Here is a 12,781-nt window from a genome sequence, read left to right on the forward strand (position 1 = left end):
CGATCGCCCTAGGTAGAATTTGAACAAGATCCGGTTTTGGGTTAAAATATTAAAAGCGGATTTAGTCAAGAGTGCTTCCATAATGACAGAGCAGATCAACGAAAAACTCTCCACTCCCAAAAGCCTAGAGGCGATGAAGCGATTCGCCGAACAGTATGCTAAACGAACTGGAACCTATTTTTGTGCGGAACCTTCAGTGACAGCCGTAGTGATTGAAGGACTTGCCAAACATAAGGATGATTTAGGTTCTCCCCTATGTCCCTGCCGCCACTATGAAGATAAAGAGGCAGAGGTCAAAGATGCTTTCTGGAATTGTCCTTGCATCCCCATGCGGGAACGCAAAGAGTGCCATTGTATGCTTTTCTTAACCCCAGATAATGATTTTGCCGGAGATCAGCAAACCATTGAGATGGAAGTGTTAGAAGAAACCAGAAAAAGCATGGTTTGAGCTACCATATCACCAGTAACTAGGGAACAGGTAAAAGTTATTTTACCCCCCTCTAACTCCCTCTAACTCCCCCTTATTCACAGGGGGATTATATTATTTATGTAATGTCGCGGGTTGTGCTATAGGTAAGGATAAGACAATGGTTAAAGATATTCCTCCTGAGTTTTGGCAAGGAATTAATGAGTTTAATCAAAGGGAATTTTACGCCTGCCATGATACTTTAGAAGCTATCTGGATGGAAGCCGGAGAACCCGAAAAGCGATTTTATCAAGGCATTTTACAAATTGCTGTTGCTCTGTATCATCTCAGTAATGAAAATTGGCAAGGAGCAGTTATTTTGATGGGGGAAGGAATTTCTCGCCTGGGTTACTATCAGCCGAGTTATTTTGATATTAATGTCGAGAAATTAGTGACGGAAACGGCGACCCTATTAAAGGCTTTGCAAGAATCAGGTAAGGAAAATGTGCAGGATTTTAGAGAAGGTTTGGAAAACCATAAAACTGGGATTTTGCCAACCATTGAAATTTTAGATACTACGTCTTTATAGGTTGAGCGTAATGGATTGAAAAACCACTTGGACAACAGCAAGCTGCTCTCAGGAAGATTCTGTTGACTATCAGAAAGAAACTGACGTAATACTGGTTGCCATACACGGTAAAATCAGAAAATATCCCGCCATTAGCTTGGATTTTTCCAGAGATTGTGTCAAAGTGAATCGGGAAATTAGGTTGTAGGGTAATATGACAAAACTCCGGGTTGCACTGTTATTTGGTGGATGTTCGGGAGAGCATGAGGTGTCCATTACCTCGGCTAAGGCGATCGCCAATGCACTCTCTATAGACCCAAACCCCAGTAAATATGAGGTAGTCCCCATATATATAGAAAAAAATGGGGTGTGGCATAGAGGGACCGAGGCGGAAGCGGTTTTAGAGTCGGGTCAACCCCTAACAGTGACAGGGGAAGTGATACCAAGTGATCGCATTCCTGACCCCGCCACTGTCAAGGATATAGACCTTTGGTTTCCCATTCTTCACGGTCCTAATGGGGAAGATGGCACAGTTCAGGGTATGTTAACCTTAATGCAAGTGCCTTATGTAGGTTCGGGGGTTCTCGGTTCTGCGGTTGGTATGGATAAAATCGCCATGAAAATGGCTTTTTCTCAGGCGGGAATTCCGCAAGTGCGTTATCAAGCAGTGCGGCGTAGTCAAGTATGGTCTAACCCCTGTATTTTCCCGAAATTATGCGATGACCTTGATGCGGCTTTGGGTTATCCCTGCTTTGTGAAACCTGCTAATTTAGGGTCTTCTGTTGGCATTTCTAAAGTGCGATCGCGTCAGGAACTCGAAGCGGCTTTAGATGCTGCGGCTACCTATGATCGGCGAATTATTGTGGAAGCAGGAGTCGAAGCCAGAGAACTAGAATGTGCTGTTTTAGGCAATGATTATCCGAAAGCGTCCGTGGTGGGAGAAATTAGCTATAATGGCGATTTCTACGACTACGAAACTAAGTATACTGATGGCAAAGCTAATCTGATGATTCCAGCGCCTATTGATACAGCGATCGCTTCTAAAGTCCGAGATATGGCGATCGAAGCCTTCCTCGCCGTCGATGCTGCTGGACTAGCGCGGGTAGATTTCTTCTATATCGAAAAAACCGGAGAAGTCTTGCTGAATGAAATCAACACCCTCCCCGGTTTTACCGCTTTAAGTATGTATCCGCAACTGTGGTCAGCCACAGGAATCAGCTTTCCAGAATTGGTAAATCAACTCATTGAATTAGCCCTAGAAAGGCATACCCAAGCCGCTGAAGCCCGCTAATTCACTGCCCAAATACCCCATAAATCTGCCTTGAAAGACCTGGTAAGGTGGTAATCATCCCCCCCCTTAGCTGGGGGGGTTAGTGGTCGTTAAATCGCCGGATTCAGGGCGGAAAATCGCAATTTAGCTTAACCCTAGCCAAGCTAGTAGTCCCTGTTTGGTGAAATATTCGATCGCCAAAGTAATCACAAACCCAATCATCGCCGCGCGACCATTGAGGCGTTCCGAATAGGAGTTAAACCCAAATTTGGGTTCTTGTAAGTTGGGGGTTGTAGTTGGTTGAGGGGTTTCTGTCATTAGATGTTGAGTCCTGAGAGCATCACATTCAATTATAATATAATAATTTGTGTCTCGGTGACAGAGAACAGACAAACATAGAGGGGGAGGATAGAATAACCCATCAATAGATAGTCATTATTAGGATGATTAGATTTAACTATATCCCATCAGGTGATCAAACAAAAATCGGGAGCCAACCACACCCCCACCGCAGCCGATTAAATTAAACCACAGTCTTTTAGTCGTTGGGTGATGGTTTCCAAATGTAGCCACCATTTACCCCCATTCATTACCCAAATGCGGGTGGGAAGGTGTCCTGTAGGAATATTCAAATTATAGCGAAAGCCGAGTGAGGGGTCGTGTCCGATAGACTTTAGCCAACCGACGCGATCGCAAAATTTCCCATAGTCTGACCCTTCCTGTAGATAAATTTGGGCTTGAATACTAAACCCAAAGCGATGATTACTATACTTAACCCATAAGTTATCTAAGATGGTCAAATCTTCACAAGGTAACTTATTCAAATCGCTATAATGTAAGTAGGGTCGTCCGCCTTTACCTAACGCGCGACATAACATAATCCAGGTTTCTCGGTCAGCTTCTCGCCATCTATGAGTCGCTAATAATTGCTGTAATTCTCCATAGTCTACACCATTCTCGGAAGCCAAATCTTCATCATCTGGGGGTTGAGTTAATGCGGGTATTATTCGCCCTAACATTGCCTGAAAATTATCCTTTAAATTGTCAGTTAAATTCGCGGGTTCCGATGATGGGGGGGAGGTTTTATGCTTCCTAGTTTTTGAGGCTTTATGGGCGGTTTTAGGTGGGGACTGAGGTTTGAGAACTTTCTGGGTGGGAGGGGAGGTCTTGGGGGGTGATGTGGAGATAGCCGCTAACACTTCCGCCGCCGAATTATAGCGCTGTAGGATTTGATTATTGACTAATTTATCAAGGACTTTTCCTAATTTATCGCTAACCATACGTTCGGGAGATAAAAAATCGCGCCAAACCCATTTTTCGAGGACGGTATCATATAAATCCCAGGGGGAAACTCCGGTAAGTAAATATAAACAAGTTGCGCCTAAACTATATAAATCACTAGCTGGAAATACTCGCCCGCGAGTTTGTTCTGGTGCCATAAATTCGGGGCTACCGATAATCGTTCCTGTGCGACTAATGGTGGTGGCTGTTAGTAACTTAGCCACGCCAAAATCAATTAATACTATCAGACCATTTTCGATTATTTTAGATTCGGAATTTATCGATTTTCCCGAGGGTCGAGGGGGTGGCGGCGGTAATGGTACAGGGCGATCGCGAATTGACTTTGAGGATAAATTACCTATCGCTGCACTGGTGCGAGTTTCCCCTATGGTATCTGGGTTATTAAAAGCTATAGGAGAGGGTGGTAAAGGGTGTCTAAGACGGCGACGGATGAGGTTGGCTGGCTTGATGTCTCGGTGAATAATATCGCGATCGTGAACAAATTTAAGCACTGGTAATAAATCTCGTAATATCTGCCAAATTTTGGGTTCATCAAATAATCCATCGTGTTCAAATTCTTGTAATAACGTTTTCCCCGGAATATACTCTTGAACTAATAGCAAAAGTTGATGTTCTTCAAAATAAGCTAATAGCCGGGGAATTTGAGGATGTTCCCCCAAACAATCTAAGCGCACCGCCTCTTGATTAAATAACTTGACAGCATGATTATAGCTGGCATTTTTTTCGGGAAAATCAAACTCTTTAATTACACAATGAGGATGGGATGGTCTGCTTTCATCTCTCGCCAAAAAAGTCCGACCAAATCCTCCTTGTCCAATGGGCTGTAGGGGGCGATAACGGTTGTGTAACAATAGGGAAAATCCACAACTCTGACAGTATTTTTCCTGGTCAGAATTTTGGGGTTGTAAACACTTTGGGTTAATACAATAACTCATGTTTTTGTGGGTGTTAACAGCATTTTCTAATCAGGCAATTTATCCAAATTTACGGCGGGACGGGAAAATTTCGGCTGTCGGTTATAACGCTAGTCTCAGGCGGTTTTGAGAGGCTTTGAGGGCGGACTGGGGCGATTGTCCTAATAGTGTAGCCTCGATCGCTCTACCCAAATTTTCGGAAATGCGACTATATCCCGCAATATTCGGACGAGATACCGCCCAATTCATCTGCTGTAAAAAGACATTCAAAGCTGGTTGTTTAGCCACATATTCTTGATAACGGGGGTCAAGGCGAGTTGTTAAATTAATCGGCAAATATCCGGTTCCTAAACTCCACTCCGTTTGAAATTCCGATCCGACTACATATTCGAGAAACTCTAAGGCGGCTTTTTCTCGGTCTGGGGTGGTTTTCATCACAAACAAATTTTCACCCCCAACTACCGCCGCCTGTTGATTTTCCGCCGGAATAGGAAACACTCCATAATCAATACCAATTTGGTCGAGATAACCTAAAGTCCAAGGTCCGGTAATTTGCATCGCTACCCTACCAGAAATAAAGTTATCCTGTTCATAACCTCTTTCCGGTGCGGAGAGAATTGCTGAACCATCTTCTATCAAATTTGACCAAAATTCTAAGGCGGCGATCGCCCCAGGATTAACTAAATTGGCTTCACCATTTCTGACTAATTCTCCACCCGCACTATACATAAATGGTAGCCAGGTAAATACCGTCCATTCCCCTTTACCTAGGGGTAATACTATCCCATACTTCTCCCCTGCTGCTGTCAATTTGGCGGCGGTTTCTCGGAACTCTGACCAAGTGGAAGGTATGGTCTCAATTCCGGCGGCTGCAAATAAACTCGGACGATAAAAAATGGCTGTATTATTAGTTGCCATAGGTACAGACCAAATCTGATTTTCTAATTCCATTCCTGTCCATAAAGCCGGATCAATTTCTGCCTTTACCGGGGAGTTATTTAACCAATCTTGAATCGGTTTAATGGCATCTAGTTCTACCAGTTGACCTGTAATAATTGGTGTATACCATAAAATATCTGGCGGCGCATTTCCGACTACTGCGGTTAAGATTTTCGGCATTTGTTGATCAGGTTGACCTATATAAAGCGCTTCTACCTGAATATGGGGATGGTCTTGATTAAAGCGATCGACTAACTTTTGGAAAACATCCCGGTTGGGTGGGGGATTAATTCCATGCCACAAAGTTAGGTTAATCACTCCCTCTGTTGTCGGGGGTTGAAATTGACAACCACCCACTAATATACATAAACCTAAAATTAGGACAATTTTACTCCACCATTTTAACGGGCTACTTGAACGGTGATTATCTGGAGATTTTGCCATGGTTTTATGCCTCGTTTTTGGGCTACAGTTGGGTTTGTTGTTGTACTAAATCTTCAGTCAGAGTTGCTAGTTTTTTTAAGTCCGCTTCTAATTCCCGCGCCCTTTGTTTATAGGTTTGTTTACGTTTTAGTGCCTCCCTGGCTAGGTCTTCCCGGTTTTGCTTCATGGCGTTAATTGCTACTTGATGCCAGGATTTCATTTCGGCTAAGGCTTCTTGATATTGGGGTTGAATATCATTCCACGCGGTTCTAATATCGGTTAAGGCATTATTAATTAACTGCGGTAAATTATCGTTGGGCGCTGTTCGTAAGGCTTTGGCGATCGGGTCCTCTAAACTGTCAACATTTATATGGTTGATGACTGGAATAAAATCACGAATTTGTCGGCTATCACTCACTCCGGTTACACACCAGGTGGCAAAATGTTCACAGTTATTAAATAGTAGATTATATTTGCGTTCCCCTAGCCTACTTTCTCCCCTTTGTATGGTGGTCTCGGGAATATAGCGGACTGGATAACTGCGAATATAAACTGGTTTACCTTTGCTAAAAGTTCTCAAGGATGTTCGTTCAATGGTTTCGCTGGGTTTGCGGTAATGGATAACTGTCCCGTCTCCACAGTCAATACCGTGATGTTCGTAGACTCCATCCATATTCAGAAATTCCCGGTAAACATAAATCTGATCTCCTCGCGCCATAGGACTCCACCTAACAAACCATTATCCTTCATAGTTTGACATAATTTAGTTGAGTTGACAGCGAATTGGTGATTATACCACAAACAGTGAAAACAGTCAACTGCGATCGCCTCATTTACTGGGGGATTTCCTCAACAATATACTATCAGGGGGTTGATTGGGATTCGCGGGTTAACCGTAAAGATGGGGTTGACAAAATTATACCATTAAATAAATCTTTATTTTTAACGGGGAATCATTGTTATATAATGGGAGCAAAGGCTTTTGACATTATACTTAAACTTTTGAGCAGGTCAAGGGCTGAATACGCCCCTTGACAGACCATCAAAGGGCGCGAGTCCCTCAATTCATTGATCAAGTAAGCGAGTCGGAGAATTTCCGCCCCGTCTACATTGCTTTAGACCTAGGCGATCGCCATAATTCAACTGCACAAAGATAATCCCTCACTCTATTCTATTATTGAATGAAACTTAGATATTCAATAAGCATCAAGGAGAATAATTATGTGTTTTCAGGAGACCTCCCAAGCCACCATTCTCGCCGTAGATGATAGTCTGATTATCCAAAAAATGATTCGGCAAACTCTCTGCGAAAACTATCGAGTTTTAGTAGCGAGTAATACCTTAGAAGCCTTGGGCAAATTACATCATGATTCGATTGATTTAATGTTGTTAGATATTGCTATGCCGGGTGTAGATGGCTTAGAATTATGCCGAATTATTAGGCGGACTCCCCATTTAGAAAAGTTACCGATTATCATGTTAACTGCTAGGGATACTGTCTGCGATAAAATTGAAGGGCGTTTAGCCGGCGCTACTGAATATTTAACTAAACCTTTCGACCCTGACCAACTACAAACAACTGTTCATAAAATTCTGACTATGGCCGCACAAATGCAGTAGTTAGATATAGATAGCTATCAATATCTACTAAGTAGTAAATCACCAAGTAAATGGGGTTAAGGCGGGTTGATTAATATGGTAGGTGGTCAATGCAATTAACAGCTTTAGCCTCCCCCCATCAGATCATTATCCAGAGCCAAACTCCGGGAATTGTATCGATCCAGAAACCCTGTGATAATTGTTAGCGAAAGTTCCTCTCCCTCTCTGGGATTCACATTGAGGGCGAGGGCTGATTCCACAACCGTTCTAGGGTCGCTATATAATAGGTGAATATTGATTCATCCGGGTACTGAATGATGGTTCAAACTCCTATCCCCCCTCATATCCTCTACCCCGACTCTGATGGTAAACCGATGGCGGAAAATACCCTCCAGTATGGCTGGATTGTCCGGCTAGTGAGCAACCTTAAACAACTTCTCAAGTCACAAGTGGCTTTTGTGGCGGGGGATTTACTCTGGTATCCCGTCCAGGTAGAACGTCCCCCCGTTCCCAGACAAGCCCCTGATGCGATGGTGGTGTTAGGTCGTCCTGATGGCGCGCGCGGTAGTTATAAACAGTGGGAAGAAGACAACATTCCGCCGCAAGTGGTGTTTGAGATCCTCTCTCCCAGTAACACCATGAGCGAAATGGCTGCCAAACAACAATTTTATCAACAGTATGGCGTGCTGGAGATGTATTTTTATAATCCCCAATCCCATAATTTTTGGGGTTTTCAACGGGCTACCCCCGAAGATAGCTTGGTGTTAATTACCCCCCTAGATTTCCCCTGGACTTCTCCACTGTTGAACATTCGCTTTGAGCTGTTTGATGATGGTTTAGCAGTGTATCACCCTAATGGGGAATTGTTCAAAGAACCGGGGGATTTGTTTGATGAACGCGATCGCGCACAACAAGAACGCGATCGCGCCTTTGCGAAACTCCGGGAATTGGGTATCGATCCAGAAACCCTCTGATAATTGTGAGCAAAAGTTCCTCTCCCTCTCTGGGATTCAGATTGAGGGCGAGGGCTGATTCCACAACCGTTCTAGGGTCGCTATATAATAGGTGAATATTGATTCATCCGGGTACTGAATGATGGTTCAAACTCCTATCCCCCCTCATATCCTCTACCCCGACTCTGATGGTAAACCGATGGCGGAAAATACCCTCCAGTATGGCTGGATTGTCCGGCTAGTGAGCAACCTTAAACAACTTCTCAAGTCACAAGTGGCTTTTGTGGCGGGGGATTTACTCTGGTATCCCGTCCAGGTAGAACGTCCCCCCGTTCCCAGACAAGCCCCTGATGCGATGGTGGTGTTAGGTCGTCCTGATGGCGCGCGCGGTAGTTATAAACAGTGGGAAGAAGACAACATTCCGCCGCAAGTGGTGTTTGAAATCCTCTCTCCCAGTAACACCATGAGCGAAATGGCTGCCAAACAACAATTTTATCAACAGTATGGCGTGCTGGAGATGTATTTTTATAATCCCCAATCCCATAATTTTTGGGGTTTTCAACGGGCTACCCCCGAAGATAGCTTGGTGTTAATTACCCCCCTAGATTTCCCCTGGACTTCCCCACTGTTGAACATTCGCTTTGAACTGTTTGATGATGGTTTAGCTGTGTATCATCCTAATGGGGAATTGTTCAAAGAACCGGGGGATTTGTTTGATGAACGCGATCGCGCACAACAAGAACGCAATGAGGCACAACAACAACGCGATCGCGCCTTTGCGAAACTCCGGGAATTGGGTATCGATCCAGAAACCCTCTGATAATTGTGAGCAAAAGTTCCTGTCCCTCTCTGGGATTCAGATTGAGGGCGAGGGCTGATTCCACAACCGTTCTAGGGTCGCTATATAATAGGTGAATATTGATTCATCCGGGTACTGAATGATGGTTCAAACTCCTATCCCCCCTCATATCCTCTACCCCGACTCTGATGGTAAACCGATGGCGGAAAATACCCTCCAGTATGGCTGGATTGTGCGGCTAGTCAGCAACCTTAAACAACTTCTCAAGTCACAAGTGGCTTTTGTGGCGGGGGATTTACTCTGGTATCCCGTCCAGGTAGAACGTCCCCCCGTCCCCAGACAAGCCCCTGATGCGATGGTGGTGTTAGGTCGTCCTGATGGCGCGCGCGGTAGTTATAAACAGTGGGAAGAAGACAACATTCCGCCGCAAGTGGTGTTTGAGATCCTCTCTCCCAGTAACACCATGAGCGAAATGGCCGCCAAACAACAATTTTATCAACAGTATGGCGTGCTGGAGATGTATTTTTATAATCCCCAATCCCATAATTTTTGGGGTTTTCAACGGGCTACCCCCGAAGATAGCTTGGTGTTAATTACCCCCCTAGATTTCCCCTGGACTTCTCCACTGTTGAACATTCGCTTTGAGCTGTTTGATGATGGTTTAGCAGTGTATCACCCTAATGGGGAATTGTTCAAAGAACCGGGGGATTTGTTTGATGAACGCGATCGCGCCTTTGCGAAACTCCGGGAATTGGGTATCGATCCAGAAACCCTCTGATAATTGTGAGCAAAAGTTCCTGTCCCTCTCTGGGATTCAGATTGAGGGCGAGGGCTGATTCCACAACCGTTCTAGGGTCGCTATATAATAGGTGAATATTGATTCATCCGGGTACTGAATGATGGTTCAAACTCCTATCCCCCCTCATATCCTCTACCCCGACTCTGATGGTAAACCGATGGCGGAAAATACCCTCCAGTATGGCTGGATTGTGCGGCTAGTCAGCAACCTTAAACAACTTCTCAAGTCACAAGTGGCTTTTGTGGCGGGGGATTTACTCTGGTATCCCGTCCAGGTAGAACGTCCCCCCGTCCCCAGACAAGCCCCTGATGCGATGGTGGTGTTAGGTCGTCCTGATGGCGCGCGCGGTAGTTATAAACAGTGGGAAGAAGACAACATTCCGCCGCAAGTGGTGTTTGAGATCCTCTCTCCCAGTAACACCATGAGCGAAATGGCCGCCAAACAACAATTTTATCAACAGTATGGCGTGCTGGAGATGTATTTTTATAATCCCCAATCCCATAATTTTTGGGGTTTTCAACGGGCTACCCCCGAAGATAGCTTGGTGTTAATTACCCCCCTAGATTTCCCCTGGACTTCTCCACTGTTGAACATTCGCTTTGAACTGTTTGATGATGGTTTAGCTGTGTATCATCCTAATGGGGAATTGTTCAAAGAACCGGGGGATTTGTTTGATGAACGCGATCGCGCACAACAAGAACGCAATGAGGCAAAACAAGAACGCGATCGCGCACAACAAGAACGCAATGAGGCACAACAACAACGCGATCGCGCCTTTGCGAAACTCCGGGAATTGGGTATCGATCCAGAAACCCTGTGAGCGCGAATAGTTGATATTTGTCGGAACAATCAACCCGGTTTCTGTGAGAAACCGGGTTGATTAGGTCAAGACCAATTAAGTCGTGTATTCGGCATTAATTTTCACATAATCATAGCTAAGGTCACATCCCCAAGCCTTACTACTTCCTGGCTCATCACCAATTTTAACCTTGATTAACACTGTATCTTCCTGAAGATAAGCCGCAGTTTTAGCCCGTTTTAAATAATTACTGGCCGCAGCTTCATCAAAAGCTAAAGGCTGACCATTTTTCATCAGTTGAAACTCACCCAAGGAAATCTCTAACTTATCCTGGTCAAAACGAACCCCAGCCCGTCCGGCTGCAGCCGCAATTCTTCCCCAATTAGGGTCACAACCGAAAATCGCCGCCTTTAATAAAGAAGACCCAACAATAGTTTTAGCAACCATAGCCGCCGCTGCTTCTGTGGGTGCGCCAGTTACCTGCACTTCAATTAAACAGGTAGCCCCTTCTCCATCTCTGGCGATCGCCTTAGCTAAATGTTCACAAACTGCTGTCAGCATCGCTTCTAATTTATCAGCATCAGGTCCGGGTCCAGTAATTGCCGGGGTGCGGGACTGACCATTAGCTAAAGCAATCAGCGTGTCGTTGGTGCTAGTATCCCCATCAACTGTAATTTGATTAAAACTACGATTGGCAGCCCTAGTCAGCATTTCTTGCCACAGAGGAGGAGAAACCGCAGCATCACAGGTGACAAAAGCCAGCATCGTTGCCATATTAGGATGAATCATCCCCGAACCTTTGGCAATGCCACCAATCCGCACCGGACGATCGCCAAATTGAGTTTCTAAAGCAATGGATTTCATCACCAAATCCGTCGTCATAATTGCCCCGGCTGCCGCTGTCCCCCCGTTTTCGGAAACCTCAGACACTAATTGGGGAATGGCTGCTATGAGTTCCTCCATTTTAATCCGTTTACCGATGACTCCGGTGGAAGCTAGTAAAATCGAATCTGGATCAATATTTAACGCCGCCGCCAAGGCTTTCGCACTATCTTGGGCATCTTCCCACCCCTGCTGTCCAGTCCCGGCGTTGGCTTGACCGGAATTACATAAAATCGCCCGCGCACTGGGTTTCGCTTCTAACTTTTGCCGACAATAATCTACACAGGCCGCGCGCACTTGGGATGTCGTAAATACCCCCGCTGCGATCGCCTCTACATCTGATATAATCAACGCTAAGTCTGGCGCTCCAGAAGGTTTGAGCCCGGCGGTGATTCCACTGGCTTTATATCCCTTGGGTGCGGTGATGCCACCATCAATCTTTTGCCACTCTGACATAGGTTTCGCCTTCTAGCATCTACTCTTGAGCAGAAGGCATTATACCAAGTTTTAATTGAAAATCCCCACCCAGCGGGATTGCTACAGTGGGGATTTGCACAAACAAATTCATGGATAATCAACTATCCCCCACCTGAAGACGGCTAGGTGGGGGTGGGGACAAAGATTTTTCAATTTTTCGTGGTGTAGAAATTTTAACTCATCGAAGCGGAGGAGCGATCGTAGTTATCCCGTGAGTCGGAATGGGGTTTGCCTTGAATCGTGCTATAATAATCCCCAACATCGATACCTACTTCCTGCGCCGAACGGTTGAGCATAGATTGCTGACGGTTCTTGATGTTCTGATGATGACGCATCATTAGCGCCCTGGCTTCATCTTGAGTACACATGGTTTTGGTCTCCTGCTAATTGATATTTATTAAGTCAGATTGAAATGAGGAATTTAAAAGGGGTTGCAGTCCTTTAACTCATCGACGAGGAACTGCGATCGTAACTCATGCTTGAATTTGAGCTAGGTTTGCCTTGAATCGTGCTATAATAATCCCCAACATCATCGATACCTACTTCCTGCGCCGAACGGTTGAGCATCGACTGCTGACGGTTCTTGATATTCTTGTGATGACCCATCATTAACGCTCGTGCTTGGTCCTGAGTACCCATGGTTTTTGTCTC

Annotated in this window: 16 protein-coding genes; 9 read left to right on the top strand and 7 right to left on the bottom strand. The window is 45.1% G+C overall.

From position 1 onward, the window contains the following. The first annotated feature begins 82 nt into the window (after positions 1-82). From NLZ44_RS15580 to NLZ44_RS15590, 3 genes are all read left to right on the top strand, one after another. Positions 83-448, top strand: coding sequence for a ferredoxin thioredoxin reductase catalytic beta subunit (locus NLZ44_RS15580; protein ID WP_493750391.1), 366 nt, complete (start codon positions 83-85; stop codon positions 446-448). Between the two features lie 139 nt (positions 449-587). After that, a complete protein-coding gene (locus NLZ44_RS15585; RefSeq protein ID WP_493750392.1) occupies positions 588-995 on the top strand; it encodes a DUF309 domain-containing protein in 408 nt (135 codons plus the stop codon). Positions 996-1,188: 193 nt separating this feature from the next. Then, complete coding sequence (locus NLZ44_RS15590) at positions 1,189-2,265, top strand: D-alanine--D-alanine ligase family protein (protein WP_493750393.1); 1,077 nt, start codon at positions 1,189-1,191, stop codon at positions 2,263-2,265. A gap of 123 nt (positions 2,266-2,388) precedes the next feature. Here the strand turns inward: NLZ44_RS15590 and NLZ44_RS15595 are convergent, their stop codons facing one another. From NLZ44_RS15595 to NLZ44_RS15610, 4 genes are all read right to left on the bottom strand, one after another. Next, positions 2,389-2,562: a hypothetical protein gene (locus NLZ44_RS15595; protein WP_006622850.1), complete on the bottom strand. Its 174-nt coding sequence runs from the start codon at positions 2,560-2,562 to the stop codon at positions 2,389-2,391. Between the two features lie 200 nt (positions 2,563-2,762). After that, entirely contained in the window at positions 2,763-4,481 is a 1,719-nt protein-coding gene (locus tag NLZ44_RS15600; protein WP_493750394.1) for a GUN4 domain-containing protein, read from the bottom strand. An 81-nt stretch (positions 4,482-4,562) separates the two neighbouring features. Further along, a complete protein-coding gene (locus NLZ44_RS15605) occupies positions 4,563-5,843 on the bottom strand; it encodes an ABC transporter substrate-binding protein (protein WP_006622847.1) in 1,281 nt (426 codons plus the stop codon). 22 nt (positions 5,844-5,865) lie between these two features. Further along, a complete protein-coding gene (locus NLZ44_RS15610) occupies positions 5,866-6,540 on the bottom strand; it encodes a lecithin retinol acyltransferase family protein (protein WP_008056100.1) in 675 nt (224 codons plus the stop codon). A 313-nt stretch (positions 6,541-6,853) separates the two neighbouring features. On the opposite strand from NLZ44_RS15610, the gene NLZ44_RS15615 reads away from it, so the two are divergent. The 6 genes from NLZ44_RS15615 (at position 6,854) to NLZ44_RS15640 (ending at position 10,792) form a co-directional block, all read left to right on the top strand. Then, entirely contained in the window at positions 6,854-6,979 is a 126-nt protein-coding gene (locus NLZ44_RS15615; RefSeq protein ID WP_321201339.1) for a hypothetical protein, read from the top strand. Between the two features lie 64 nt (positions 6,980-7,043). After that, positions 7,044-7,442: a response regulator transcription factor gene (locus NLZ44_RS15620; protein ID WP_493750395.1), complete on the top strand. Its 399-nt coding sequence runs from the start codon at positions 7,044-7,046 to the stop codon at positions 7,440-7,442. 293 nt (positions 7,443-7,735) lie between these two features. After that, a complete protein-coding gene (locus NLZ44_RS15625) occupies positions 7,736-8,395 on the top strand; it encodes a Uma2 family endonuclease (protein ID WP_108615192.1) in 660 nt (219 codons plus the stop codon). Positions 8,396-8,513: 118 nt separating this feature from the next. Beyond that, positions 8,514-9,194, top strand: coding sequence for a Uma2 family endonuclease (locus NLZ44_RS15630; RefSeq protein WP_493750396.1), 681 nt, complete (start codon positions 8,514-8,516; stop codon positions 9,192-9,194). A 118-nt stretch (positions 9,195-9,312) separates the two neighbouring features. Then, positions 9,313-9,951, top strand: coding sequence for a Uma2 family endonuclease (locus tag NLZ44_RS15635; RefSeq protein ID WP_493750397.1), 639 nt, complete (start codon positions 9,313-9,315; stop codon positions 9,949-9,951). Between the two features lie 118 nt (positions 9,952-10,069). Then, positions 10,070-10,792 (top strand): Uma2 family endonuclease, encoded by a 723-nt coding sequence (locus NLZ44_RS15640; RefSeq protein WP_493750398.1) that lies wholly within the window; start codon positions 10,070-10,072, stop codon positions 10,790-10,792. 75 nt (positions 10,793-10,867) lie between these two features. Here the strand turns inward: NLZ44_RS15640 and argJ are convergent, their stop codons facing one another. The 3 genes from argJ to gifA (NLZ44_RS15655) all read right to left on the bottom strand — a co-directional run bounded on the left by argJ (position 10,868) and on the right by gifA (NLZ44_RS15655) (position 12,769). Further along, positions 10,868-12,109, bottom strand: a complete 1,242-nt coding sequence (argJ, locus tag NLZ44_RS15645) for a bifunctional ornithine acetyltransferase/N-acetylglutamate synthase (RefSeq protein ID WP_493750399.1) — start codon at positions 12,107-12,109, stop codon at positions 10,868-10,870. Between the two features lie 194 nt (positions 12,110-12,303). Further along, entirely contained in the window at positions 12,304-12,498 is a 195-nt protein-coding gene (gene gifA, locus NLZ44_RS15650; RefSeq protein WP_493750400.1) for a glutamine synthetase inactivation factor IF7A, read from the bottom strand. A gap of 73 nt (positions 12,499-12,571) precedes the next feature. Beyond that, the gene (gene gifA, locus NLZ44_RS15655) at positions 12,572-12,769 is read right to left on the bottom strand and encodes a glutamine synthetase inactivation factor IF7A (RefSeq protein ID WP_493750401.1); all 198 of its coding nucleotides are present in this window, start codon (positions 12,767-12,769) and stop codon (positions 12,572-12,574) included. Positions 12,770-12,781 lie beyond the last annotated feature (12 nt).

It is taken from the genome of Arthrospira sp. PCC 9901 (assembly GCF_059013425.1).